At 67.4% G+C, this 25,665-nt stretch carries 19 protein-coding genes and 1 pseudogene; 10 read left to right on the top strand and 10 right to left on the bottom strand.

The genetic code is table 11. The annotated features are described in order from the left end of the window. Positions 1-801: 801 nt before the first annotated feature. Both IQ210_RS42980 and IQ210_RS42975 read right to left on the bottom strand, forming a co-directional pair. Positions 802-1,011, bottom strand: a complete 210-nt coding sequence (locus IQ210_RS42980; RefSeq protein WP_158697175.1) for a hypothetical protein — start codon at positions 1,009-1,011, stop codon at positions 802-804. A 201-nt stretch (positions 1,012-1,212) separates the two neighbouring features. Beyond that, positions 1,213-1,809 (bottom strand): TetR/AcrR family transcriptional regulator, encoded by a 597-nt coding sequence (locus tag IQ210_RS42975; RefSeq protein WP_019068898.1) that lies wholly within the window; start codon positions 1,807-1,809, stop codon positions 1,213-1,215. A gap of 188 nt (positions 1,810-1,997) precedes the next feature. On the opposite strand from IQ210_RS42975, the gene IQ210_RS42970 reads away from it, so the two are divergent. Together IQ210_RS42970 and IQ210_RS42965 are read left to right on the top strand one after the other, a co-directional pair. Further along, entirely contained in the window at positions 1,998-3,575 is a 1,578-nt protein-coding gene (locus IQ210_RS42970; RefSeq protein ID WP_019068899.1) for an MDR family MFS transporter, read from the top strand. A gap of 199 nt (positions 3,576-3,774) precedes the next feature. Continuing rightward, complete coding sequence (locus tag IQ210_RS42965; RefSeq protein WP_158697176.1) at positions 3,775-4,056, top strand: hypothetical protein; 282 nt, start codon at positions 3,775-3,777, stop codon at positions 4,054-4,056. A 115-nt stretch (positions 4,057-4,171) separates the two neighbouring features. Here IQ210_RS42965 and IQ210_RS42960 read toward each other — a convergent pair whose 3' ends face one another. Beyond that, positions 4,172-5,002, bottom strand: coding sequence for a DUF5710 domain-containing protein (locus IQ210_RS42960; protein WP_019068901.1), 831 nt, complete (start codon positions 5,000-5,002; stop codon positions 4,172-4,174). Between the two features lie 166 nt (positions 5,003-5,168). Here IQ210_RS42960 and IQ210_RS42955 point away from each other — a divergent pair, with 166 nt between their 5' ends. Beyond that, on the top strand, positions 5,169-7,862 hold the full coding sequence (locus tag IQ210_RS42955; RefSeq protein WP_019068902.1) for a hypothetical protein: 2,694 nt from the start codon (positions 5,169-5,171) through the stop codon (positions 7,860-7,862). A gap of 59 nt (positions 7,863-7,921) precedes the next feature. Here the strand turns inward: IQ210_RS42955 and IQ210_RS42950 are convergent, their stop codons facing one another. The 4 genes from IQ210_RS42950 to IQ210_RS42935 are packed head-to-tail and all read right to left on the bottom strand — an operon-like array spanning position 7,922 to position 14,350. After that, on the bottom strand, positions 7,922-9,889 hold the full coding sequence (locus tag IQ210_RS42950) for a TniQ family protein (RefSeq protein WP_078532447.1): 1,968 nt from the start codon (positions 9,887-9,889) through the stop codon (positions 7,922-7,924). Then, positions 9,886-11,133, bottom strand: a complete 1,248-nt coding sequence (locus tag IQ210_RS42945; protein WP_019068904.1) for an AAA family ATPase — start codon at positions 11,131-11,133, stop codon at positions 9,886-9,888. The genes IQ210_RS42950 and IQ210_RS42945 overlap by 4 nt, the downstream gene beginning before the upstream one ends. Further along, a complete protein-coding gene (locus IQ210_RS42940; RefSeq protein WP_019068905.1) occupies positions 11,130-13,523 on the bottom strand; it encodes a transposase in 2,394 nt (797 codons plus the stop codon). Before IQ210_RS42940 ends, IQ210_RS42945 begins: the two co-directional genes overlap by 4 nt. Positions 13,524-13,540: 17 nt before the next feature. Further along, the gene (locus IQ210_RS42935) at positions 13,541-14,350 is read right to left on the bottom strand and encodes a TnsA-like heteromeric transposase endonuclease subunit (RefSeq protein WP_019068906.1); all 810 of its coding nucleotides are present in this window, start codon (positions 14,348-14,350) and stop codon (positions 13,541-13,543) included. Positions 14,351-14,695: 345 nt separating this feature from the next. On the opposite strand from IQ210_RS42935, the gene IQ210_RS42930 reads away from it, so the two are divergent. Further along, positions 14,696-16,753, top strand: a complete 2,058-nt coding sequence (locus tag IQ210_RS42930; RefSeq protein ID WP_158697177.1) for a TniQ family protein — start codon at positions 14,696-14,698, stop codon at positions 16,751-16,753. Between the two features lie 143 nt (positions 16,754-16,896). Here IQ210_RS42930 and IQ210_RS42925 read toward each other — a convergent pair whose 3' ends face one another. The 3 genes from IQ210_RS42925 to IQ210_RS42915 all read right to left on the bottom strand — a co-directional run bounded on the left by IQ210_RS42925 (position 16,897) and on the right by IQ210_RS42915 (position 21,065). Continuing rightward, entirely contained in the window at positions 16,897-18,204 is a 1,308-nt protein-coding gene (locus IQ210_RS42925; RefSeq protein ID WP_019068908.1) for an AlbA family DNA-binding domain-containing protein, read from the bottom strand. A gap of 393 nt (positions 18,205-18,597) precedes the next feature. After that, positions 18,598-19,161, bottom strand: coding sequence for a hypothetical protein (locus IQ210_RS42920; RefSeq protein WP_228049481.1), 564 nt, complete (start codon positions 19,159-19,161; stop codon positions 18,598-18,600). Between the two features lie 296 nt (positions 19,162-19,457). After that, on the bottom strand, positions 19,458-21,065 hold the full coding sequence (locus IQ210_RS42915; protein ID WP_228049480.1) for a TerD family protein: 1,608 nt from the start codon (positions 21,063-21,065) through the stop codon (positions 19,458-19,460). A gap of 440 nt (positions 21,066-21,505) precedes the next feature. Between IQ210_RS42915 and IQ210_RS42910 the strand changes: the two genes are divergently transcribed. From IQ210_RS42910 to IQ210_RS42890, 6 genes and pseudogenes are all read left to right on the top strand, one after another. Beyond that, entirely contained in the window at positions 21,506-22,732 is a 1,227-nt protein-coding gene (locus IQ210_RS42910; protein ID WP_194084693.1) for a VWA domain-containing protein, read from the top strand. A gap of 53 nt (positions 22,733-22,785) precedes the next feature. After that, positions 22,786-23,400, top strand: a pseudogene (locus tag IQ210_RS47680) (DUF6308 family protein). A gap of 252 nt (positions 23,401-23,652) precedes the next feature. Further along, positions 23,653-24,018: a Tat pathway signal sequence domain protein gene (locus IQ210_RS42905; RefSeq protein ID WP_194084692.1), complete on the top strand. Its 366-nt coding sequence runs from the start codon at positions 23,653-23,655 to the stop codon at positions 24,016-24,018. Continuing rightward, positions 24,015-24,611, top strand: coding sequence for a class F sortase (locus tag IQ210_RS42900; protein ID WP_194084691.1), 597 nt, complete (start codon positions 24,015-24,017; stop codon positions 24,609-24,611). The genes IQ210_RS42905 and IQ210_RS42900 overlap by 4 nt, the downstream gene beginning before the upstream one ends. 85 nt (positions 24,612-24,696) lie before the next feature. Beyond that, positions 24,697-25,188 carry an RNA polymerase sigma factor gene (locus tag IQ210_RS42895; RefSeq protein WP_194084690.1) on the top strand — a complete coding sequence of 164 codons (492 nt, stop codon included), beginning with the start codon at positions 24,697-24,699 and terminating at the stop codon, positions 25,186-25,188. Beyond that, positions 25,172-25,639, top strand: a complete 468-nt coding sequence (locus tag IQ210_RS42890; RefSeq protein WP_322658168.1) for a hypothetical protein — start codon at positions 25,172-25,174, stop codon at positions 25,637-25,639. The genes IQ210_RS42895 and IQ210_RS42890 overlap by 17 nt, the downstream gene beginning before the upstream one ends. Positions 25,640-25,665: the final 26 nt, after the last annotated feature.

Genomic DNA, 25,665 nt, shown 5'->3' with positions numbered 1-25,665 from the left:
GAGACCTTCGGCCACGACCTCCTGGCCGATGCCGTCACCGGGGATCACTGCGAGATCGAGAATGCGAGACATGTACGGCACCCTACTCTCGTCATCCCAAAATATGACATACCTTGTCCATGATGCGGACAGCAGGGTTCGCGCATCGACCCGTCGCTCCAGGTTCACCTGTTGTAGGTGAGGCGGTTGATGCGGATGCCGTAGACGCCGATCGTCAGGCGTTTGGCAGGCAACAGTTCGATGTGGTCGACGGGTTGAGTGAGTGTTCTCCAGCCTCACGAGCCTGCACCATGTCGGTGATCCCGGTGGCGCTGCAGCGGATCTTGGCGTGGGTGCTGTTGTGTCGACGCTGCCACCCGAGTCGGCGCCTCTCGGAACGACCCCCCGGACAGGGCGGCCGGCGCTCTGGTGCACCCGGTCCGCTCAGCACTTCAGATTCGTCGTGGCGAGCGCGTCGACGATGCCGTGCGTACTGACGGCGGCCCGTGGATCACGAGACCGCCTTCGCACTGCTCGACTCGGCCCGCCCAGGACGCCGCCCGCCCGCTGCCCGCCGTCGATGTGTCGGTGACCGGCGACACGGACGCTCGATTGCCTTGACCTCCGCAGCGAGGCGGTTCGGCGCCCGGACCGCCAGGTTGCAGCGCGGAAACGCCTTCCCGAGACGCACCGACAGAGTCAGCTGTACCCGAGGCTTTCGCCGCCGACGATCGCCACCTCCTCACTGAGGCTGCTGCCACCGCTCGCGAGCGAGGCGGCGACCTTGAACCAGCGTCTGCCATGCCGCAGGTCGTCCTCCGTCTAGCTGCGGAGCCGGGTGTCGGCGAGGACGTCGTCCCAACCCGCCGCGTCCTCATGGGGATTGGTGGTCGCTGTGTCTGCGTCTGAGGTCCGGTAGAGGGTGAAACCGGTGGCGTCGTCGGGCTTGTTCCAGGCGATGACGGCCGTGTCCGCATCGCGCTTCGCCACGTACGGCAGTAGCGCGCCGTTGGCCATGTCGGGCACACGCAAGCCATGCGTGTGTGGATGCCTGAAGGGCGGTGAACAGGCTAGTGGTGGCGGCAGGTTGAGGACGCAGTGGCCTGCCGCGAGCCACGCTGTCCGCTGCCTGCGGGACGGTACTTCAAGTGCCTCGTCTTCTCGGGCGTGCTGCTCGGGTGAGGGCTGAGACGGCCGGCCATCGTCCGTCACCAACGTCGAGCCCTCACATACCTAGGGCGTATCCGTTCCCTGATGCGCGTCGGTGATCAGGCCGGTCGCGACCTCCAGGACCGCTCTCCGCTTCTCCTCGTCCGTGCCCGCTAGGTCGGAGAGGGCGAACATGCCGGCGTGCATCGTGAACACCGCGCTGACGCAGCGGACCTGGTCGACGAGGGCGGCGTCGGGGTCGAGGAGGATGTCGCGCAGCCCCAGCATGCGTGTGCGGAACATCTCGCCGATACGCAGTTCCTTCACCGTCGCCTGGTTCTCCTGCATGAAGCGGAAGAAGGGCGCGGCCTCGACCAGGGCGTCGTGGTAGCGGCGGAGGATCTCCTGCTTCGTCTCCAATGACTGCGGCTGCTGTCGGCCCCAATCGATCAGTTCGACGATCGGTCGAGTCAGATCCTCGTACACGCTGACGAGGATCTGTTCCTTGGTCTTGAAGTGGTAGTAGAGCGCCGCCTTCGTGACGTCCAGGCGCTCCGCGATCTCCCGCAGCGATGTCTTCTCGTAGCCCTGCTCGGCAAACAGCTCGAGGGCCACGTCCTGGATGCGCTGGCGCGTGTTGCCGCGTTGCTGCCGCTTGGTGTCGTCCATGGTGCCGACCATTCTCGCGCTCCTCGCGTCTCCTGCGAACTTACTTGCCGCCCGACTAGATAACTTACTTGACGCCCGGCTAGTTCCGGGGCTACCTTCCAAGTGTAGCCAACTTGCCGGGCGGCAAGTAAGTAGCTCGTGGAGACTGATTCGGCAGGAACGTGGCTGGTCAGGGCCGCAGTCCTGGGAAAGAGGGAACAATGGCGGACACGCTAACCGTCGACACCGTCGACGGCGCCGGGACGGCGAAACAGCCCAGGAGCACTCGGCTCGTGCTCTTCGCGCTCATGATCGCGATGATGCTCGCGATGCTCGACAACATGATCATCGGTACTGCCATGCCGACGATCGTGGGTGAGCTGGGCGGCACCGAGCACCTGTCATGGGTGGTGACGGCGTACACGCTGGCCACTGCGGCGGCCACCCCGATCTGGGGCAAGCTCGGTGACATGTACGGCCGCAAGGGCGTCTTCATGTCGTCGATCGTGATCTTCCTGATCGGCTCCGCGCTGAGCGGCATGGCGCAGAACATGGGGGAGCTGATCGGGTTCCGGGCCGTGCAGGGCCTCGGTGCCGGTGGTCTGATGGTCGGCGTCATGGCGATCATCGGTGACCTGATTCCGCCGCGGGAGCGCGGCCGGTACCAGGGCATGATGGCCGGTGTCATGGCGCTGGCGATGATCGGCGGACCGCTGGTCGGCGGCACCATCACCGACAACTGGGGCTGGCGCTGGACGTTCTACATCAACCTGCCGCTCGGCGTCGTCGCGCTGGGGCTGATCGCCGTCGTGCTGCAGCTGCCGAAGAAGCGGGCCAAGGCTGGGATCGACTACCTCGGTGTCGTGCTGCTGACCGTCGGTATCACCGCGATCGTGCTCGTCACCACCTGGGGCGGCACGGAGTACGCCTGGACGTCCGCGCGGATCATGGAGCTGATCGCCGTCGGCGTCGCCTCGCTGATCGGGTTCGTGTTCTGGCAGACCAAGGCCGCGGAGCCCGTGCTGCCGCTGCACATCTTCCGCAGCCGCAACTTCACGCTGATGGCGATCATCGGCTTCATCACCGGTTTCGTGATGTTCGGGGCCACGCTCTACCTGCCGCTCTACCAGCAGTCCGTCCAGGGCGCCTCCGCGACCAACTCCGGGCTACTGCTCCTGCCGATGCTCCTCGCGATGCTGGTGACCTCGATGCTGGCCGGGCGCATCACGACGAACACCGGCAAGTACAAGGTCTTCCCACTCGTCGGCAGCGTCCTGATGGTCGTCGGACTGTACCTGCTGTCCACGATGGACACCGGCACCTCACGGGTCACCTCCGGTGTTTTCATGGCGATCGTCGGTCTCGGCATGGGCTGCCTGATGCAGGTCACCATGCTGGTCGCGCAGAACAGCGTCGAGATGAAGGACATGGGCGTCGCGTCCTCGTCCAGCACCCTCTTCCGTACGCTCGGCTCCTCCTTCGGTGTCGCGATCATGGGCGCGCTGTTCAACAACCGGGTCCAGGACGTCATGGCCGAGCGGGCCGGGTCGCTGGGATCCAAGGTGACCGAGCAGTCCGCGCAGCTGGACGCGGCGAGCCTGGCGAAGCTGCCGGAGGCGGCGCGGGAGGCGTACCAGCACGCGGTGTCCGCCGGCACGCACTCGGCGTTCCTGCTCGGGGCCGTGGTGGCCGTGGTCGCGCTGGTGGCGGCGGTGTTCGTGAAAGAGGTCGCGCTGCGGGGGACGGGGCCGGACGCTGAGGGTTCCTCGGCGCAGCCGCCGGTCGTCGAGCACGTCTGATCCTGATCCGCCACTGAACTGAAGGCCCCCGGATGGTGTCCGCCCCGGGGGTCTTCGTTGTGCGTGGGTGCCGCCGAGAGAGCGTGCCAGGGCTGTGGGGAAGGAGGCGTCCTTCTACGATCCGAAGGGCACCGACGCGGTCGGAGCTGGCCGCGGGGCAGGGCATCGGAACTTCAGTGGGCGCCTGCACGTGGGCCTGATGGTGATCAACGATGCTGAAGGCCCGATCGTCGATCCGCAGCGCTGGGTCTTCTGCACGGCCGACGACGGCCCGTTGACGGCGATCCGGTATGAGTTGTGTGGCACCTCGGACCGTGCTGAGCACCCGGATCGAAGGAGCAGCAGTCCGCAGCTCAGCCTGTCCTTCCCGGACACCCCGCCCTTGCTGCGGATGCTTAGCTGGTGTTCGGACTGGAGTTCACCGACATGGTCGGACTGCGATGGCGGCGGTTCGGTAACGCGCAGCCGCCCCGCCTCGTAGGCGACGAAGCCGACGTCAAGCCGCTGGTCGTTGACCCGAGCCACGAGGAGTCGGAACGTGCTGCGGCTTGCGGAGGGGAGCCGGCGGTCCCTGCCTGACGGGCGGTCGCAGGTGATCAGCGCCCCCGGCCGAACATGCGGCGGAGCAGCGACGTTGAGTCGTCACGCGGGCGAGGCACGTTCGGGGTGGGGCGCGAGGGCACCGCTGGGGTAGTGGGGAGCGAGGCGGAGGCAGAGGGGCGGGGGACGCCTCGCTCTGCGGCGAGTTGGGCCGCGGCGACACCGGGCCGGTCAGCTGCGGCGGGCGGTCGCTTCAGGGTGATGCCCGCGTCCGTGAGGATGCTCAGGTCCAGCTGCCATGTGACGGCGGAGCGGCGCCGCCACTGCGTGAACGCGGCGTCGATGTGGCGGCGGGCGGACACGCCGTCCATCTTCGTCACCTTGACCAGGTGGGCGAAGGCCTTCGACTCCAAGCCGCGGACCTGAGCGTATCCGTAGTGGGTGACGGTGTGGCAGTCCGTGCACAGGCAGATCAGCCGCTTCAGGCGCTGGATCCGGGCCGCGTCGTCGTACACCCACCGCTCATGCGCCTCCAGCCACCGCTGGGCGGTGCGGTCTTCGGTGGCGCCGCATGCCTCGCACCGCCTCCCGGCCCGGCTAGTGATCATCCGCCGAAGCCGCTCCCAGTCCCTCGGCGTCACGCAAGACCGCACATTGGTGAACCAGCAGCTGGAGGGCACCAGGTCAACAAACAAGCCCTGCCCCAGCGTGCGGTCTTCGCCGGGCAGCAAGTCCGGCACGTCCGGAGCGGCAGCCCACGCGTCGAGCGCCGCCATACCCCGGCGGGGCGCGTACCAGCGTTTGGCGGCCGGATCCCACCGGGCTCCAGCCGCCTTCGCCTGGTCCTTCTCCGCGTACGGGACATCCAGCCAGATCCGGTCGACCACCAGTGCTCCCCTCCGAAGTGATACGAGGCCTACCCGCGCCCGTCGTCGACGACGCTACCGGCACCCCGGACTCTCTCAGGCGGACACGTGGCCGGATCGCGTACCTTGCCGTCCCCGGCCCAAGTAGACGTAGATTGACGCGACTTGATCGTCAAGAGGGGGACATGTGGACGACCGGGACCTTCGGACCCTGTTCAGTTCGAACGACCGGAGCATCTCCGCGAGCGAGGCGTTCACGAACCGCCAGGCGCAGTGGCAGACGGTCACAGAATGCCTGGCGGAGCACCTGAGCCGGGTCAGCGCGCCGGGTTTCGACGCGGAGGACTTGGAAAGCCCCCGCCGCAACGTCCTCGTGTTCCATGGAGTCGGCGGGATCGGGAAGTCGACGCTCTCGCGCAAGATCGAGGCCGTCCTGGCGCGAGGGGACGACCGGCCGCCGCAGTGGGCGCCGCCGGCGTACCTGCACCGGCACCGCGTGATCCCGGTGCGCATCGACCTCGCCCGCTCGGCGAACACCGACTTCGAGCGTGTCATCCTCTCCGTCCGGCTCGCGCTCACCGTCATGGGGCGACCGATGCCCGCCTTCGATCTCGCCCTGCGCCGCTACTGGGAGCACAACCACCCCGGCGAGCCGATCGAGGAACACCTGCGCCGCGGCGGACTCCTCGGCCGGTTCAGCGCCGCGGCCGCGCTGCCGCAGCACATGCAGTCCGTGCTCAGCGACGTCGCCCAGGCCCTCCTGCTGCCCGGCACGGTCGGCAGCGCTATGGGGCACGGCACCGGCGCCCTAGTCAGGGCGCTGCGCGAGCGGCGGCAGGCCGTACGCGCCCTCGCCGGCTGCACGCGCCTCGCCGACCTCCTCGAAGCCGAGCCCGGTCCGGACGCCCTCAGCTTCTACCCGCACCTCCTCGCCTGGGACCTCGCACAACTCCCGACGGCTAAGCGGACGTTGCCCGTGGTCCTGCTCGACACGTTCGAGGACATCGGTGACCGCACACACCGCGACGTAGAACGGCTGCTCCAGCGGCTCGTCTGGCTCATGCCGAACGCGTTCTTCATCGTCACCGGACGCAACCGGCTGCAGTGGGGCGACGAAGCGCTCGCCGGCCAACTCGACTGGGCCGGGCCGGGAGCCTGGCCTGGCCTGCAACCGCCCGTCGCCTCACAGGCCCGCACAAGCATCAACGTGACTGAACCGGCGTCCCGCCAGATCCTGATCGGCGACTTCTCTCCCGAAGACTGCGAGGACTACCTCGCCCGTCGCCTCGTGAAGGACCGACAGCCGTTGATCGACATGCCGATACGCCGGGTCATCGCCGAACGCTCCCACGGCCTGCCGCTGTACCTGGACCTAGCGGTCATGCGCTACCTCGAACTGCGCCGGGGCGGCGCACAGCCCCAACTCGCCGACTTCGACCACGACTTCCCGGCACTGATCACCCGCACCCTGAGCGACCTCACCCTCGACGAGCGGCATGTGCTGCGGTCGGTCAGCCTGTTCAACGCCTTCTCCGTCCCGCTCGCCGCCAAGGCCTCCGGCCTGGAGTACGACGCTCCCGTCCTCCGTCTGGTCGAGCGGCCCTTCGTGCGGGAGACCGTCAACGAGCGGTGGCCCTTCCACCTGCACGACGTCATACGCGCCGCCATCCGCAACGCATCCGACACCGGTGACGACCGCTGGTCGCAGCGGGACTGGCAGCGCGCCGCTCAGCGTGCTTTCACAGCTCTGGCCGACGAATGGCGCCACGGCCCGCGACGGGACCGCGCGCTGCTGCTCGGCTGCCTTCGACAAGGCCTTTGGCTCGCCCGCGAGTTCCAGCTGGAGCTCGATTGGCTCATCGACGCCGCCTTCCAGTACGTAGCCGACTCCATCTGGGAACCACTCGTCCTGCCGGATGCTGATGACGCCCTGGGAGTTGGCGCGGGCACGCCGGCCGCCGCCCTGGTGGACACGCTCAGCGCGGTCGCACGTCGCCAGCACGAGCACCGTGAACGTACGGTCAGTCGGCTGTCGGCGGTCCTCACGTCGGGACTGCTGCCCGACGAACTCGCGGATCTCGCCCTGTACTACCGCTCCAAGGCGCAACGCGATCTCGGTCTGACCGACGCCTCACGTGACGGCATGAGACACGTCGTCGCGGGTCAAGGGCGGTTGGCGCCGGCCGCGCGGCGCGGCCTGGCGCATCTGAGCCGCTTGGCCGGAGACTTCCCTGCCGCCCTGGAGGCCGCCGGGGAACTCGGATGGGAAGGACGGCACCACCGGGTCATGGGCGACGTGTGGTGGGTACAGGGCGATATCGACCGTGCGGTCGCGGCCTACCGGGCCGGACGCGACGAAGCGGAACAGCACGGGGTCGTGGGCGAGACAGCCGTAGCGCAGGCCCACCTCGCCTTCGCCGCGGCCCTGGCCGACCCTGCGCGCGCGGATGATGAACTCGACCTGGCCGAACGGATGCTGGAGTCCCTCAGCCTGCGCTCCAACGAGATCACCGCCCGCATCGCCGGTCTCGTACGCGATGCCGGACGGGGCGCTGACGTCCTCGATCGGGGTGCGGTGCTGCGTGCGGAGATCGATGTCTCGGGGATCGCCTACGCGGCCGCCAAACTCCAACTGGCCCTGTGCTTTCACCACGCGGTACTCGGCGATGACGCGGGGCTCCAGCTTGCGATCGATCAGTTGAGAGGGCTCACCCGCCGAGGCGGTTACGCGTACTACGTCGACATCGCGTACTTCATGGGCGACCTGCCGCTGCCCGTGGCCGCCCCTGGGCCGCGGTGGGTGGATGGACAGCGGAGGACGCGGCAACGGTGGAGAGGGCTGGTGACGGCACGCCGTCGACTGCTGGGGTTGCCGGCCTGAGCGCAGACGTCACCGACTTGAAGGGCGGCCGGGAGGTGTGGGCAACGCCGGGGCAGCGCTCATGCCCATCGCGAGTTGCGCTGGGCGACGGCGACCGGCAAGCCTCCCCGATCCCCATCTTCCTCCCCGAGCCGCGCGGCGTAGCGTGCGATGCGGTGACGCAGTTCGAGGCGGCCGCCGCGGTGGTTGGCCGGCGTGAAGAAAGCGGAGAGTTCGTCGATCAGCCGGGCGATGCCGGTAGGGCCGCTGCGCATTCTGTCCAGCAGTGGGCACAGGTGATAGTCGGCCTGGGTGGCTTCGGTCCATGCCAGCACGGTGCCGAGAGTTGTGCCGTACTGGGCGGTGAACCGGTCCGCCTGCCGCACGTCGGAGCAGAGCGCGGTCCAGTCCTCGTCTGGCATCTGCCATTCAGCCAGGGCGCGGCGGCGCCGGGCGTAGTTGATGCGCTCGGGAAGGACGTCTAGGTGGTGGGCGAGCGCTTCGGTGACGTCCTCGAAGCGTGTCCATAAACCGCTGTCGCCGAACTGGTGGCGGAGCTTGACGAGTGCGCTGTGGGCTTGACCGACAGGGATGTCGAGGGCTTCGGCACAGTTCCGCCATGATCCACCGGCAGCCATTTCGGCGAGTTTCAGGGAGGCCGCGCGCCGCAGGTGGCGCACCGTGTACAGGTTGGCCAGGGGAACGTGGGCGGCGAAGTCGCCGAAGTACTTGTCGTACCAGGACGTCGGGAGATGGGAGGGTACCTCTTCGACGGTGAAGCGGCAGGCGCGAGAGGGAACCCGCAGGGTGGCGTACTCCAGGGGGCCGGCGGCGTAGAAGCCGTGCACGCGGCGGGCCATGGCCCGCGCCAGGCCTGGTGAGAAGTCCGGCCGGCTGAAGAAGGACCGGCACGCGCTCGCGGGTGCGTTCTCGAAGGCGAACTGCGCCAGGGGGCGGACGCGTTCCCGCAATGCGGCCTCGTCGGGAGCCTCGTCCAACAGGGCCTTCGCGCTCAGGAGCAGCGCCCCGCATTGAGCACTGTCCTGCGGTGCGGACCACAGGAGCCGGAGCTGAGCGTTGCGCCGGGCGGGCGCCTTGAGGAGGTGCGCGTGAATGGGGGCCGCGTACTCGTCGATGAGCGAAGCGAGCCCGTCCGATGGGGCGAGATTTCTCCCAGCGGGCCAGCTCAGGGTGAGTAACTGGGCGATGGGGATGAGCTCTTGGATGGTCCAGCCACGAGGTTGCTCCTCATCCACGGAAGCTGCTGCGGGGAACAGGAGCTGATCGAGCTGGCGCTGCAGCTCGATGAGGTGCGCGTGGTCCGCAGGGGAAACCTGCGTCTGCACGTCGTGGTCGGTCGGCTGGTCGAGGCGCGCGCCGCAGAGGCGTACGCGAGAGACGCGATCGCCCGATCCGGGGACAGTGTTGCGGCACTGGACAGGATGCAGGCGAACACTGTTCGAGGGCTGGGTGATCAATGTGGCGCGGCCCGCGTAGGACTGGTTGATCGGCTTGCGGCAGGAGGGGCACCGTACGTCTAGGAGCCGTTGGTGCTGCGAGCAAGCGAAGACGACCGGCAGGTGCCAGCGCAGACTCCACGCGCCGCCGTACGCGACTTGGACCGCACTGCTGTCGCCGACGAGACAGTCGGGGCAGTAGCGGCTGGAGAAGTTCACGCTCCAGGACGCCGAATAGAAGTGGCTGACGCTGCCGAAGTATCCCTTCCGACCCGTCTGAGGGGATTCAGCTCCTCGCTTCACCCGTAGCGCCGGATAGGTCCTCGCGTACCGCATCAGCGCGAGGCCTCGTACTTCGGCTTCCGACAGGCCACTCTCCTGCGCGAACGCGGTGGCCGTGTCTGCGGGCAGTTCGAGCAGGTGGTCGGCGACGAGGCGACGCTGGCGACCGTCGCTGATCCCGCACAGCTCGGCGATGCGCCCTGGGGAGCGGCCGAGCCGGTAGGCGAGCCGGAGGAGATACCCCGGCAGGGACTCCTCCGGCAGCGGGTCCATGGAGCGGGCCAGCACACGACGCCGTACCTCGCTCATCCGGCGTCTTTCTGGGCCGGGCCGTCGTCGTCGAACACGGTGTTGCGGCCTTGGGAGTTCTTCTTCTGCGTCGGCTCGTGGGGCGGGATGTGGGGCTGTTCGCCTGACCCGGCGTCGAGGTCGGGCATGTCGTCCGGGGTGACCGTGAACTGGTTGAGCAGCCCCTTGGTCAGGCGCTCGCTCTTGTCCTCCATGGCGCGGCGGCAGCCGTGCTGGATGAGCTTCTCCAGGATGCCGACGACGCCCTTGGTGCGGTTGAACAGGTACTCGGGCATGTCGCCCTCGGTGAGCATGCCGGTGGTGTCGCTCAGCAGGCGCAACTCGCCCTCCAAGCGGCGGAGATGGACCATCCAGGCCTCCATCTGCGCTGGTGTCTTGTACCTGAACGGGTCGAGGTCGACGACCTGGAAGCGGCGTTCGTGCTGGCTTGCGGCGTGGGCGTTGGGGCTGCGGCCGGCGTCCTTGACCGGCTCGTAGATCCACTCCTGGGTCTTGGGGTCGCGGCGGCCTTCGCGCAGCAGGCCCGAGGTGGGGATGCCGACGCCGACGAGGATGAGGGTGACGGGCATGCTCATCATTTCGCGGATCAGGTCGAGGACGTCCTGGTCGGCTTCGCGATGCAGCTTGAGGCGGGTGATGTCGTCGATCACGAGGGCCTTCGTGGCGTGCTCGACGACTGCGGTCTTGACGGTGCGCACGAGGTCTTCCAGTCGCATGCCCTTGTAGTCCTCGCCGTAGAAGTCGAGGATGCGCTGGCAGGTGGAGATGGGGGTGGCCTTGACGGGGCAGCGTACGTAGGCGACGGGGGCGACCAGGTCGCGGGTGCCGGGCATGGCGTCGGGGTTCGCGTAGTTGTTCAGGGCCAGCCACTCTTCCTGGAAGATGGCCAGGGCCTCGCAGATGGTCTCGGTCTTGCCCTGGGCGCCGTCGCCGTTGACCATGATGCCGCCGCGGGTTCCGGCCTTGTGGCTGAAGGCGCCGTCCTCGACGCGGGCGAGGACGGCGTGGGCGACGCGTTCGCTCATGGGGGTGGCCTGGATCGGCAGGGAGCTGTGCGTCGCGAGGCGATGCAGATCGTGGATGCGTTTCTGGCGCTTCGTGAGGCGTTTGTACTGCTCAGCGGTGAGGATCGGCGCAGGGACGAAGGCGTCGCGGGTCTCGCACCATCGGTTCCAGCCTTCGAAGGTGGTGCGGTCCACCGCCGGGCCGGGAAGGAACGACAGCGGGTTCTGCTTCGAGGTCACTGACTGGCCTCTTCCTCGGCCTCGCCGGCCGTGATGGTGGAGTCGTCATCGTCAAAGTCGTCGTCCAGCAGCGCCATCAAGCTCGACGAGCGCAGCCGTTCGGACAGATCGGGGGACGTGGGCAGCTCGTCGGGGACCGCTGCCTCGCGACGGCGCCGACGTTCGCTGTTCACCGCGTCGTGTACTTGCTGAGCGCGGTCCTTCGGGCGCAGGGGGACGACCTTGCTGTCAGAGAAACCTGCCCGCGCAGAGGGAACGGGGGCGGGTTGCGGCGACTTCCTCTCGGTCGCGTCTGCGGGGCGGTCGGCGGCCGCCGCGGCCCGCTGGGCGACTTCGCGCGCGTGCTCGGTGCGCTTCCTCTTGGAGAGCTGTGTCGGCCACTTCTCGACCGGGATGTTGCCACCGATCAACTCCAGGAGCACCGGGAGGAGTTCGGTGTCCGACTTCGGGGCAAGGCCTGTCTTGCGTAGTTCTCGCATGGCTTCACGGACGCGGGCGTCGCTGAACGCGGGAACCTCGCCTTCTTCGGGCAGTCCGGTCCAGCGCAGTGTGTGCCAGTCGTGCGTATTGGGGTCCTGGAAGAAGACGAAGCATGGGTCACGTGGGTCGCGGTGGACGACGTATTTGTTCTTGTCCGTCCCGCCGCGGTGGGAGAGCTTGCCGCGGTAGGGATCCAGGGCGGGGCCGTCGTACCAGAGGTTCTTGACCTTCACCCCGCGCCTGCCGTGGATCATGAGCTTGTGCCGCGGCAGGAGCTGATAGTACAGCTCGGCGGGCGGAATCCGAAGGGCGAAGCCGCCCTGGGACATGGCCGCCGTGAACAGGCTGTTGGGGCTGTGATCGCCACGCGGGTCCCAGCTCGGGGCGTACGAGCCGAAGCGCCGGTTCTGCCAGGTCTCGACAACCCAGGTGGCGATAACGTGTTCCATCTCCGTCACGGTCAGGCAGGCGTCGGCCTCAGGGTCCACGCCCCGGTCGGCGACGTCCGTGCCCTGGTAGCCGAGCAGGAGGGCGAACAGCAGCGACCTGATGGCGCCGAACGTCCGCTCCACGGAGTGCTTGTCGGTCGGACGCAGAACGCGGCTGGGCTTGATGTTCGCCTTGATGACCCGCTGCACCTCGACGAGGTGGTGGTTGCGGTAGACGGAGCCGTGGTCGGTGGTGACCGTCTCGGGAGGGAAGAACGGCAGCCCGGCGACCTCGTACCCGGCGAACTCCGCGACCACCATGTTGGGGACGCCGGGGTAGGCCCACTCCACATTCTTGCCCCACTCCGGGCGCATCGGCAGCGGCATCATCATGTCCCGCAGCACCATCGCGACGTCGATCGACTTGTCGGAGACAAGACTGAGCCGGAACGCCACGATCGAGCGGGTGTAGACGTCCAATGCCAGCGTCAGATGTACGGACACCGGGTCGCCGAACACGTTGTCCAGTACTTTCACCGGCAGCACCGTGCTGTCCAGGGCCACCACCTGGCCGGGGCGGTGCACCACGACGTGCCGTCCTGTCGCGTACTGCTGGGCCTTCGCCGCCGAGCGTGCGTAGCGCTGCCGCGCACCGTTGGAGCCGAACCACTCCTTCCAGATGGCCCGTAGGGTGTCGTAGTTGGGGATCTGCACGCGCGGCTTCTCAGCGGGTTCAGCATCTGTAGCTTTACCCTCCGTGCCTCCTGTTGCATCGCCGTCTTTGGGCTTGGTATCCGGGGCCTCGAAAACCTCGCGCACGTACTGGTGGATGAGACGCTGTTTGTCCCGCATGGTCAGCTTCGAGCGGCGAGTCGTCGACTCCGCGTACACCGCGAACAACGCCTCGCGCACTTCGGGGGTGATCGTGTGCCCGGTCGCCTCGCGCAGCCAGCGGTCGTCCGCGACGCCGATCGGGCCGTATTTCGCCCGCGCAGTGTCCCAGCGGATCAGCGTGCGCACACTCACCCGGTGCAGCCCGTTCGCTTTCGCTTGGGCGGGAGCTTCGGCCGCGGTCTTGCGAAGTTCGTTCTCCTTGGCGTGGCGGCGATCGGTCAGCGTCGTGGTGTCCGGGTTGTACTGCGGTCGTGGTTCATGCGGCAACGCGTCACACGGATCGCCGCTGCGAAACCCCGTTTCGGCCTCCCGCAAGTGCTCCATACGGAGCATGACGATCTCGCGCTGATGCTCCGTAAGGTCGTCCATCGACTTGGGCTGACGGCCCCGGTCCGCGGCGGGCAGGTCCGTGCGGGTTCGCGTGGAGGGGCGACAGTCCGGGCGATGCATCAGTTCGCTGATCGAGGTCTTCCACGTCTCGCCATCCTCGTCGACGAGCGTGACCCGGCCGAGGTGCGGCAGGCAGGACTGGATCCGCCACGCGCTGCCGTTGATGATCAGCTCGGCGCCGGTCGACAGATTCCACATGGGATCGAGGGAAGTGCTCACTGCGGCAGCTGCCGGTGATGCTGCTGAGGAGCGAGCCGCACCAGGCTCGCGTCCCCGAACGGCCCGGAGAGATCCACGCCGAGGTGACGGTGCCACAGCAGGTGGATCGCATGGGCCCGGGCGATCGCCGGGATGCGGCAGCGCTGCGCCAACTCGCCGAACGGCAAGGGGCCTTGTGCCGCCACTTCCTGTAATTGCTCTTGGATTCCCAGCACATCCGGCAGCGGACGCCGCTCTGCGGAGAGCGCGTCCACGTTTGTCCATACGTGCTGGCGCCAGCCCACCACGACGCCGTACTGCCAGCCCGCCGACAATGCCGCCTCCGCCGCCGCGGCGAACTTCAGCGCGTCTTCCCGCTTGATCCGGCCGTCCGGACGTACGTCGATCAGGACGAGCCCAGACTCCGTCACGAGCAGGAAGTCCGGGGTGTGCCGGATCACCTTGCCGCCGGAGAAGAACCGCAGCAGGAAGGGCTGGCACAGGGCCTCAATCAGGCCGGCGGCGAAGTCGGCCACCAGCAGCAGCCGCTCCTCCTCATGGCTCTCGAAACCGTGGTGCCGGTCCGTCGCCATCAGGTACTCGAGACCCGGGCGGTGGAACTGGTCCGTGCGCCAGGTGAAACGGCGTACTGGAACGCTCCGCCGGAGATCCACCTTGTCCAGGTCACGCACCGGGCTGGTGACCGGAGTCTGGCCGAACTTCCACATCGTGCTCCAGCGCTCGGGCCACGCCCCATCCAGGTCCAATGCTTGTGCGTAGTCCGTGAAACCGGAATCCAGCACGGCGAGGTCTTCCAGGGCGCACACGTCCGACCACGTGCCCCCATGGGACGGTGTCGATCCGGTGCGCCAGCCCTGCCCCAAAGCTGTCGAATTCATCCGAGAGTGCCTGCCTCCGCACCGTGATGGGTAAGCCCAAAAGCGCATTGACCGTACGGCGCTCAGCCCGCCCCGAGTGGCCGCCCGTTCGCAACTCACGCGTACGAGTGAAAATCTGACCGTTTCCCTGTTGCCACAGACGGCCGGCTGATTCGTTACGCGGAGTTCCAGATGGCCACTGTGGTTACGGCGCACGGATTCCGTCGATCTCAAGTTCCCAAGGGGGGCTCCCATAGTGGCGTCGGTGTCGGGCATGGCGGCAGGAGGAATGGTGTGGTCACTGATCGACTTGCGCGCAGCCTGACACCGCTGCCTGAGGAGTCCTTGCCCGGATTCGTGCTGCGTCTGGCGTACCGTCTGGAGCGGTCCCCTCTGCGGATCGGCGAACTATGCGGTCTTGTCGACCAGGGGCGGCTCAACAGTCTGTACCTCAGGGCTATTCCGGACGATGTCCTGGCCGTCTTCGCCTCGGTGACACACCTGGCGCATGAGGAGGCTGAGCGGCTCACTTTGCGCCGTTTTAAGCGGGTTTACCGCCCTCTGGCTAGGGTGCGCACGAACACGGCGCGCATCGGAGCCAGTGCATCCACTAATTGGGCCGTGAACCAGTCGAGCCGCTACTGTCCCGACTGCCTGCGGGGTAACGGCAGTCAGCAGGAGAGCCTCTATGGAGGCGCATGGCGGTTGCAATGGCACCTGCCGATCGTCTTCGCTTGCCTGCCCCACCGTCGCCTCCTGGAATACCTCTGCCCGGATTGCGGGCTTCCCGTGAACGGTCCAACCAGTGGGCGTCGCGACCTGGTGAAGAACGCCGGGATGCCCGGACAACATCCCGCCGAATGCCGCAACAGGCCCGGAGCGGAACGCAGCCACACGGTTCATTGGAGGGGAATTCCACCGTGCCCCGGCAGGCTCGATCAGCGAGGCGACGGGATGTGCGCTCGCCCAATACTGCAGACCGATGACCTTGAACGTCTCTTGTCATTGCAGCAGCGCATCTGGCGCCACTTGAATCCGGACCCGGCTGCGTCGAGCATGAGCGGTGCCGCGGAGTCGGATGCGACGTACTTTCCGGACCTCATTGCGATGACGCATCTGATCAAGATGACGTGGCCGCTGGGAGCTGAGCTCCTTCCCTCCTCCTGCCTTGTCGATCTCGTCGGCACCCACGCGGAACCCGCCGCAGCGCTCATCAGCGCAGATCGTAAGGAAAGGCGCAGCCTGAGTCTGGTCGGGACCAAGGCACCTCCGAGTGATCCGGACGTGTGTGGGGCCTTGCTCCTCGCGGCCGACACGCTGCTGGGCGATCGCCAACTTGCTTCTCTCCGCAGTCGCGTCAATCCGCTTGCGCGCGAGGCCTATCGACGCTCTCCCCCCTACGCCGGAAGTGTCCTGCGGAAGCAGGACATTTCAAACACATTGTCACGAGCGGTCGCCCGGCGCCTTCATGGCGTCCCGACTCTCGCCCGCCATCGTGAAATCCGCCCCTCACACCAATTTCGCGCGGAGGACATTCCCGCTTACGTGCCCCGCGTGTGGTTCCAGCGGCACTTCGCTGGAATCGTTGAGGCGTTGCCGAGGAGGGACTGGCAGACCGAGCGTTGTCTGCGGCGGGCCGCCTCACTGCGCCTCGCTGAACTCCTCACCGGGAAGCGCTGGATCGAGTGTGCGCCCCTACTCGGGATGCCCAATGGGAGTGCGCAAAGCACGCTCCTTCGGATTGGGCCCCGTCTGGACGCCGCAGGTCTGTGGCCGTCTTTTGAAGACGCTGCCGAGCGCGTCGCTCAGGATCTGAGTGGGGCGGTGTTCCGCGTGAACTTTGCTAACAGGCGTCGGTTAATGGCAAATTGGCGCATGCGAGCGAGCGATTGGAACGTCATGCGGGAGGGACTCCCTGGCCTTACTGAGCACGGGGCCCATGCGGATCCACGCCTCGCCTCGATCTGTGTCTGGAGTGAAGTCACGCAAGGTGAGCACATCTACAGTCCTACAGTGCTTGAACTGCGCAGCCTAGGCAGTACCAGCGAAGCCCGTCGGCTTGGCGGATGTGCCGGCAAATTCATGAACGTCGATCACGATGGCGCGACTTTGAGGCTGCGTCGGAGGCTCTACCTGTACGCGGACCGGCTGGCGCTTGCGTGTGATCTCGACCGAGAGCAGAGCATTCCGGTCGACGAGATCGTCCGAGAAGAGACGGAGTCCGAGACCGTGCCCCATGTCCGGCCGCTAGTCGAGGCTTACCAAGCCGAACTTGAGCTCTGGCGGCGCACTGTACGGGATGGGCGGCGTGGCCGCGCCGCCCGGAAGGCACTGCGCGCCCCAAGCGTTTGAGGCATGACGGCGTCCCGTCGGGGACATCGAAGGGCTCGCAGTGCCGGTACACCAGCTTTTGTTGTGTCTGCGGACGGCGAGAACGCCAAGAGTGAGAGCGGTGTTCCCGGAGGCGGGAGAGCATTGCTGCCGTCGGTAGGCGATTACCGCAGCGTATGCCGGTAGCCCTCGAGTCGGTTGATCAGGATCTCCCCGTCGGGGGTCAGGACGTGAGGCTCGTGCACTCCCATGTCGGCCAGGAGGTCGGAGACGAGTGCGCAGGCCACGACAACGGCCTCTCGCTGGTCGGTGACAATGGCGGAGAGATCGCCAGTGGTCTGCGCAGGAGCTGCTGGGAGCGGCGTCGCAGGGCCGTGGTGGAAGGTGTGCTCCGACGCGATCAGGTGCACGGGCTTGTCTCTGTTGTCGAAGCGGTGGAGTGCGGCGGACAGCATCAGGTCGCCGGCCGATCCGGTCTCCGCCGCCCAGGCTGCGGCAGCCTGTACCAGGGCCACGACGTCGAGTTCGAGTCCGCGCTGGAACAGCCGCTTGGGGCCGTCGTCGTTGGTGTGGTCGCTCTGGAGGTTGATGGGCACCGCCGCGTAGAAGCTGCCGTCCTGGTGGAGTTGGCCGGTCGGTACGCCCTCGAAGCGGACCTGGCGGCGGCCAACCAGCACGGGGCGGGCCGGTTGCACGTTGGTGGTCACACCTTCGCCGGCGAGCTTGACGAAGCGGTCGAACGCCGCGTCCCGATCCACTCGTGTGGTCACGGGATAGGCGCCGCGGACGGCCGGAACGGCGGCCATGCTGACCCAGCCCGGGTAGTAGGTCACCTTGGGGCTGCCGCCGTGGGCCGTGCTGGTCAAGTAGCCCGAGAGGTAGCCGAAGCCCGCGTCAGTGACCTGGTGGAGACGGTCGATGTCGTCGGAGGCGGCCTGGAAGCGGTCACGGTAGCGCTGGGCGATCTCGGACTCGGCAAGGGTGCGGGTCGTGGTGCCGTGCCGGACGTAGACACGGAAGTGGTAGTCGTTGCCTGGGGCTGCGACCGCGTGCGGGGCCTGGGTGCTCGCGGGCACGGTGAGGACCCAGTAGATCTTGCCCACCTTGCTCTCGGACTTCAGCGGTCGTACGCCGACGTTGGGTACGACGGGCTGGATCCAGTTCGCGAGCACGGAGCGGATCCATTCCTCGCCGTGGCCTTGGACCGGGTCGAAGGGGGCCAAGTCGTGGGCGTGGTCCTGATTGCCGTCGTCGACGCCGATGACGACCATGCCGCCGGCGGTGTTGGCCATGGCGGACACGTCCTTGGCGAGTTCCTTCTTGCCCGCGTCGGTGCCCTTATAGAAGTCCTTCTTCCAATCGAGGTCGACACTCTCGGGGATGTGGTTCTCGACCGCACGCTGCAGATCGGCCTCGGTGAGGTCGTCGGGGTGTCGCCCCAGGGCGGCAGTGAGCCGTGCGGGCAGGGCCATAGGAACTCCAATGTGTTCACGACATGCTGGCGATCGCCGGCCAGATCACGCTAAGCGGAATCACCGGGCCGTCACCACGCAATTCAGGTACTGCGCCCGCCATCCGTCATCGGGCTCGCCCAGGGCCAGTTGGACGCGGTGCGAGAGCTGCGCATGGAGTGGGCGTGACGCCCCGTCGGCTGGCCGTTGAACCAGTTGGACGCTCCAGCGCACGTAGAGACCCCGGCCGCAGATGCCCGGGGTCCGTGCCGTCTCGCCGCGCGGAGAAGGTCGCCTTCTCGCGGCGCGGGTCAGCGCCGTTCCCTGGTCTGTCCCCCGGTGGTCGCCCTGGTGCGCGCGGGCCTGTCCTCGTTCCTCTTCTCCGTACCCACAAGAGCCGGGTTGGCGAGGGAGTCAGTGAGGCTGGGTGGGGGTGGTGGAGGAGGCGGGGGCGGGTTTCCCTGGTTCTGTGTGTCTGTCATGGCCGTCAGTGTGCAGCACGAGACTGACAGTGGAGAGGCAGATCCCGGCGCCGACGGCGGCCAGAGCGACTGTCCAGCGTTTCGTCTTCCGCTGGTGCACTGCCTCGTTCTTCTCGAAGAAGCCCACCCTCGTTCCGGCGAGCGCCCCCAGAGTTGCGCCCTTTGTCGAGCGTGCGTAGGTGTCCAGGGTTTCCCGTGGCTTGAGATCCTCGTACTCGGCGAGGTTGAAGATCGCAATGCCGAAGCCGATGGCGACCGCGTACGCCAGGAAGGCCGCGGCGCCGGTGAACGGCTCGTAGCTCCGGGAAGCCAGGAACTGCGCGGCAGTGGCAGCGAATCCCACCAGAAAGATTGCCTTGGTGTCTACCTTCGCGCCCGACTCGGCCTGCCGCGCCAGACGCGCCGCGAGTTCGCTGTTGATCAGCTCCAGGGTCTGTTCCTGTTGCTGGAGTTCTTGCGGTGTCATCGCCGGGGGCGGGGCTGGTGTGGCTGCCATCTGCCGATGATGCCGCACGCCTCTGACAGCCCAGCAACAAGCCCAACCCTGGGCGCTGGCAGCTGAACGACGGAAGGCGGCGTCACAGCTGGAGCACCGGGCACCACCGCCGAAAAGATCGCTGACGCTGGCACCGAACTGTGCAGACGCACGAGCAGGGTTACATGCGCGGCGAGCCGGTGCGGCACACCAACGACCAACTGATTCGGAGAGAACGTTCTGGTACCCCTTGCGGCCTACGATGTCCCAAAGTGTCAACTAGCGTTCCTGGTCACACGGCTTGTGACGAGGGATTGTCACTCGACGTCGACTCCGTAAGCCCGAGCGAGGCCGTCGAGCCCATCAGCCCAGCCCTGGCCGAGAGCCCGGAGCTTCCACACGGGGTTGCCGTCGACACTGTGCCTGTAGAGCTCGGTGATGACCATCGCTCGGATGGAAGGATCGGCGGGAGGCCTGAACGTCCACGCGGTGCCGCTTACGCAATCCAGGTCCAGGGTTGCGTGAGTGAGGGACCCGCAGGTGAGTCCGGTGTCAACATCCATGTTGATGGCGACAGCGACGCGGTGTACCCGGTCGGGTAGCGCGGAAAGGTGGACGGTGGCGCGTTCCACCGTGTGTGATCCTTCCTGCTGTTTGCCGAGGAGGCGGGCGCCTCCGTCGGCGGCAGAGGGCTGGTTGTAGAAGACGAAGTCCTCGTCGCTGCAGACCCGGCCGTCGTTCCCGAGCAAGAACAGAGTGAGGTCTGCGTCTGCGCCGGCGAAGGTGAAGGAGACGCGAAGTCCTTGCCAGGCTTCCTCGGGGAGTACGAGCGTCTGGCCCGCGATGAGTACTGCGGACGCGGCCGGGGGAGCGACGGGGACGGGAGGTGGTGAGAGAGTCTGATGCTTCCACTCGGCGAACGCTCTGATCCGGTACGGATCGCCTACCCCGGCTCGGGGATCGGGAGGCGTGTTGGCGCCGAGGGCGATGTCCAAGTCCGCGAGGGACGGTTCACCAGAGCTGGAGTCGTCTTGGGCACCGTCCAGCAGGGCTTGTAGGCCGGCAATGCGCGTGGTGTCCAGTGGTTTGAGCGTGCTGGAGAGATTGCCGGAGGCGGTGGTGGTGACGGAACAGGCGGTGTCCTGGCCGATGTCGAGGAAACGTAGGGCGTCCTCGGGCGTCCGCCAAGGTGTTGACTCGATTGCCTGTCGTGTCCACCGGCCGTAAGCGACAAAGCCGAGTCGCTGTGTATCGGGAAGGCGCGTCATGACGGCCAGGTCGATGGCCTGGATGCCGGGTGCGGTTGCGAAGCCTTCCTTGAGAGTGGCGACGATGTTGGAGCCCATGGCTGTCAACCACCACAGGGTCCGGTCACGTTTGGTGAGATTCTTCAGGGTGGGACGGCCACTGGGGGTCAGGCCTGCGGTCTGGGTGGGCATCGTGTCCAGGTCCTGCTGCCGCATCACGACGGACAGCACCGAGCCCTCCACGCCGACTGCACAGCCGGCGGCGGGATTGTCGGAGAACGCGGTGTTGACCGCCTCGCAGACAGTGGCCTCGTCGTTGGCCAGCAACGCGTGCCACCACGCTCCTGCCTCGGTGACCATCTGTTCACGGACGGCGTGTAGACGCGCGGACTCCGAGGCCAGGTACGCGGGAGCGTCCGCCTGCGCACGCTGTTTGGCGGCAGCTCGTTCGGCACGTGCGAGTCGGCCTACTCCTTGCAGGTGGAAGGCCTGGGCTTCGGCGAGTGCCCATGGCAGGCCGAGTTGCGGAGCACCTGGGATCAGAGGCGGTTGCGCAGCGGCGAAGGTCTGCAAGTGGACACTGGTCATTTGCAGCCTGAGTTCTTGCAGTTGAGCAATGGCGGCGTCGCGTTCCGCCTCCTGCTGGGCTCGTTCGGCCTGGCGGCGTGCTCGCTCCAACTGACCGGCCGACGGGGCAACCGACCGAGTCTGAGCGGTGCGACGCGTAGTGGTCCGGCGCCGACTGCCACTGAGTGAACTCGACGCGTAGAAGGGACCGAGTCCCGTCGACACCCTTGCGCCGCCACTGCCCACACTGAGCCTCGCCGCACGAGGACCGACGGACGTTCGCACGCCTCGTGTGGAGACACGAACACTCAGCCCAGGCACACCGACACGGAACCCGAATCCCATGGCCCACCTCTTTCCCCGGGGGCACAGTGTGGCACCAACAGAAACTTCGGGAGTACGTGCCAGGCTCATTCACCCCTGGGAGGTTGGTCATCTGGAGCGAGGAGCGGGGACTGAAGTCATCTCAGGGGCGCATTCCACCCAAAGCCGAGACGGTCGAGCACCAGCGGACTACCGTTTCCCTCTCAGCGATCAAGGGGGGGCGAAGGATGCGGTCGACGTCGTTGCGCAAAGGGGAGAACCAGGCGCTGCTGGCGGCACCGGTGGTACTGACGGTGTCGGTTCAGGGGTTGACCGCGGATGTCTCGGCGCTGTTGCTAGGGGCGGACGGCAAGGTTCGCAGCGACGAGGACTTGGTCTTCTACAACCACCCGTCCCAAGACGGTGTGTCAATGGCTGGCTCGGCGGTCACGGTGGATCTCGTCCGTGTGCCAGCTGATGTGGACCGGGTGGTCGTTGTGGTGAGTGCTGATCCGCTTCAGCCCGGCGCGGTCTTCACCCGCGCTCCGCTTCTGACGATTACCCAGTCAGCGGCGTCCGCCATGTCGTTCATCGCGCCGGACTTCACATCCGGCGAGACGGTTGTGGTCCTGGCGGAGCTTTACCGGCGGAACAAAGGATGGAAGATCCGCGCTGTAGGACAGGGGTATGCCTCAGGCCTAGCTGGTCTGGCCACCGACTACGGAGTGGATGTCGACCCCGAGCCCATTCCCACACCCGTGTCTCTTCCCGCCCAAGGGCATCCGAATTCGAGTTCAGCGGGGTCTGCGGTTGACTTGTCGAAGGTCGAACGACTGGCCCCGGCGCTGCTGCCCCCAGCTCGTCAGGCCGGCAACGCCCTCGTGGACCGGGGCATCTCGAACCGGCGCGCGGCCGTGTACCTGATCCTGGACCACGACTGGCACATGGAAGAGCTGTACGAGTCGTTTGCCGTGCAGGCCTTCGCAGAGCGTGTCCTCGCGCTGTCGGCCAACCTTGACGATGACGGCACCGTGCCCGTGGTTTTCTCCAGCGGAAGAGAACCTTTTCTGGAGGAGATCCGTCTCGACAACTACCGCGGGCGTATCGGGCAGTTGCACACCCAGGTGGACTGGGGCTGGGGCAATGTCGCCGACGCCATGCGTCGCGCAGTGGGGCACTACCAGGAGTCAGGAGCGGCTGACCCGGCCTTCATCGTGACGCAGGTCGGAGATGAGCCATGGGACAAGGCCGAGGTCCGCTCCTTGCTGCAGAACACCGCATCGCTCGGGGTGTTCTGGCTGTTCGTCGGGTTCGGACGCGGCAAGCTCGCGTTCTACAAGAACCTCAACGCATCCGCCTCCGCCACCTTCTCCAACGTGGCCTTCTACGATGCGAGCAAGAACCCGGGATCGGTGCCCGACGAGCGGTTCTACGCCGGCCTCATCGACGCCTTCGCGCTCTGGTTGCGGCGTTGAGCCAACCGCCACTTGCGCACCGACTGAGCAGCCTCATCGCCTCTGATCAGGCCGTGCCCAATCTTCGGCGCTACTTCGGCATCAGCTTGGACCTGGAAACGGTGTCATTCACGGGCGGTCGTTTCGAGCATTTGGCCGGCAGAGGGGATCGTCAACCGGTAGCGAATGTAGTGACCGCCGATGATCTTATTGCTGTTCAGACCCTGTCGGTCAGGATCCCTGCGCAGGTCGCCTTGGACCTCTTGGAAGGCGACCTTGGTCTCCGAATGTCCGAACTACTGGGCAGAGTTCCCCATGACGTCGACATGGTCGAAGCTGAGGTCACCGACCTGGGCGATGGGGCACCGGCCCACACTGCCTGGCGTGTTCTCTGTGGCCAACCCGGTGTCGGGTGAGTGACGGCCGGCAAGCTCCTCGCCCGGAAGAGACCGCGGTTGTTGCCCGTCTACGATCAGGTCGTTCGCTGTGTCCTCGAGCGGCCGAAGTCATTCTGGCTTGAGTTGCATGGCGCACTGCGTGCCGACAACCAGGCGTTGCACCGCGAGCTGATGGCTCTACGACAGGCCGCTGGCCTCCCTGCGACCGTCAGCGCGCTTCGAGTCTGCGATGTGGTGTTGTGGATGCATCACCGTGCGGATCATCAGAAGGGACGTTGCACCGAGACCTGAAGTTCCCGGCGAAACATCCTCTGACCTGCGGTGTACCAAAGTGCCAAATATCTCTCTGATTCCGTACTTCCAGTACCAGAAGCTAGTTGGCATCAGCGCAGGTCACGAACGCCTTCTGGTGCCAACTATCGGTCCTGGTCACACGACTTTGCCATCTCTTTACAACGCGCCCCGCCGCTGTCTCGTCTCTCCGCTCGATCCGTCACCCCGCCCGACCGACGGGCGGACGGACCGAAGCAAGGGGAGTCATCCATGCGTACAACTGTCCTGGGCGTCGCGGCACTTGCCTGCGCGGCCGTGCTCACCGGTGCGGCGCCCGCCTTCGCCGACGCGACGCCGAGTCCCGTCCCCAGCGCGCCGGGCGAGCCCAGCGCGGAGCCGACTGTCGCGCCCAGTGCCGAGCCGACCGCCGTGCCCAGTGCCGAACCGACCACCGTTCCGAGTGAGGCGCCCGGCGCCCAGGTCTCCGTCGTGCCCAGCGGGGCGCCGGACACCGGCGTGACGGCCCCGTCCTCGGACGGCAAGGGCGGGCTCGTCGGCGGGGGTGCCGCCGCGGCGGTCGTCCTCGGGGGCGGTGCCGCCTTCGTCGTACGGCGTCGGCGGGCGAGCGGGGCGTGAGTCCGCTCTCGCGGCGCGCCTTCGCGCTCGCGGCCCCGGCAGCGCTGCTCGTGGGCTGCGGCGGTCCGGGAGCCGGGACGGGAGTCCGCACCTCGGCCACCGAGACACCCGCCGCCAAGTCGACCGCGCGGAACGGGAGTTCGGTGCCGGTCCGGCTGCGGATACCGGCCATCGGGGTCGACACCCCGGTCCTCCGGCTGGGGCTCGCGGCGGACGGCACCGTCCAGGTGCCGCCGATCACGGCGCACGACCGGGCCGGGTGGTACGAGCACTCGCCGGTGCCGGGGCGGACCGGACCCTCGGTGATCCTCGGCCATGTCACGGTCGGCTCCTACGGCGACGGCGTCTTCCGGCACCTCGCGGCACTGCGCCGCGGCGACCGGATCACGGCGACGCTGAAGGACGGCACCTCGGCCGGGTTCGCCGTCACCGCCGTACGGACCGTTGCCAAGGCCGACTTCCCGACCGACGAGGTGTACGGCGACGTCGACCGGCCCGAGTTGCGCCTCATCACCTGTGGCGGCCCGCGGACCGGCGACGGATACCCCGACAACGTGATCGTCTTCGCCGCGGTGAGCGCCACCGGTCGCTGACCGGAGCCGCCGGATCCCGCCCCGTCGGAACGCGTGCCGACGGTTCGGGGTCTTCACCCACGAACCCCCCACCCACTGGAGAACGTTGAAACGGTCCCGAGAGAAGGCGGCGTCCGAGCTGTTCGCCGCGCTCTACCCGCGCCTCGCCGGCTGGTGCCGGCGGCTGGTCGACGACGACGAGACGGCCCACGAGATCGCCTCGGAGGCGTTCACCAGACTGTGGGCGCGCTGGACCGCGGTGGACGAACCGCAGGGCTTTCTCTACGTCACCACGGCCAACCTCGTCCGCGACCACTGGCGCAAGCTGGAGCGCGAGCGCCGGGCCGTGCGCCGGGTCGCCACGGAGGCGGAGCTCGGGCCCTCGTCCGAACCGGCGGACCCCTCGGTACGGTTGCTCGTCCAGTCGCTGCCGGAACGCCTGCGCGTCCCGATCCTCCTGCACTACTACGCCGACATGCCCGTCCGGGAGGTGGCGATGCTGACCGGACGCAAGGAAGGAACCGTCAAGGCCGACCTCCACGCGGCCCGCGAACTGCTCCGCGCCCACCTGAGGAGGAGTCTTGATCACACCAGCTGACGACGGCCCGGACTTCGACTTCGGCTCCGAACGTGGCTTCGGCTTCCAGACCGACCCCGCCCCTGATTCCGCCTTCGACGACCCGCTCGCCGTCATCCTGCGTCCCCCGGCCGAGTATCTCGGCCCGCCGCCCGGGAGCTACGAGGCCATCCGACGCGGCGCCGCCCGGCGCAAGCTGCTGCGGGCCGCCGCCGGGGCGGGACTGGTGTGCGCCGTCGCCGCTCTCGTCGTACTGCCGTTGCGCCTGGCGACTCCTGACACCCCGGCGTCTCCCACCGTCCCGCTCGCCCCGCCACCCGCGAGCAGCCCCGCCTCCACGCCCGCCGGCAGCCCCCCGAGCGACTCCGCGGTGCCGTCGGAACCGACCGAGACCCCCGAGCCCTCGCCCAGCGCGGTGCCTTCGCGGACCGTGCCGACCGTCGCGCCGTCCGCGCCCGGGACGGGCCCCTGAAACCCTTTTTGAACATGTTCAACTTC

Source organism: Streptomyces justiciae, from assembly GCF_015163075.1.
In the GTDB taxonomy this organism is placed as follows: domain Bacteria; phylum Actinomycetota; class Actinomycetes; order Streptomycetales; family Streptomycetaceae; genus Streptomyces; species Streptomyces justiciae.
Note: the sequence above shows the minus strand (reverse complement) of the source record. Positions and strands in the feature narration are given on the sequence as shown.

Coding starts and splice junctions, on each gene's coding strand:
- IQ210_RS42975 (WP_019068898.1), bottom strand. CDS start 1,809: ATGGTCGGCACCATGGACGACACCAAGCGGCAGCAACGCGGCAACACG.
- IQ210_RS42970 (WP_019068899.1), top strand. CDS start 1,998: ATGGCGGACACGCTAACCGTCGACACCGTCGACGGCGCCGGGACGGCG.
- IQ210_RS42965 (WP_158697176.1), top strand. CDS start 3,775: ATGGTGATCAACGATGCTGAAGGCCCGATCGTCGATCCGCAGCGCTGG.
- IQ210_RS42950 (WP_078532447.1), bottom strand. CDS start 9,889: ATGAGCGAGGTACGGCGTCGTGTGCTGGCCCGCTCCATGGACCCGCTG.
- IQ210_RS42940 (WP_019068905.1), bottom strand. CDS start 13,523: ATGTGGAATCTGTCGACCGGCGCCGAGCTGATCATCAACGGCAGCGCG.
- IQ210_RS42925 (WP_019068908.1), bottom strand. CDS start 18,204: ATGGCCCTGCCCGCACGGCTCACTGCCGCCCTGGGGCGACACCCCGAC.
- IQ210_RS42920 (WP_228049481.1), bottom strand. CDS start 19,161: ATGGCAGCCACACCAGCCCCGCCCCCGGCGATGACACCGCAAGAACTC.
- IQ210_RS42910 (WP_194084693.1), top strand. CDS start 21,506: ATGCGGTCGACGTCGTTGCGCAAAGGGGAGAACCAGGCGCTGCTGGCG.
- IQ210_RS42905 (WP_194084692.1), top strand. CDS start 23,653: ATGCGTACAACTGTCCTGGGCGTCGCGGCACTTGCCTGCGCGGCCGTG.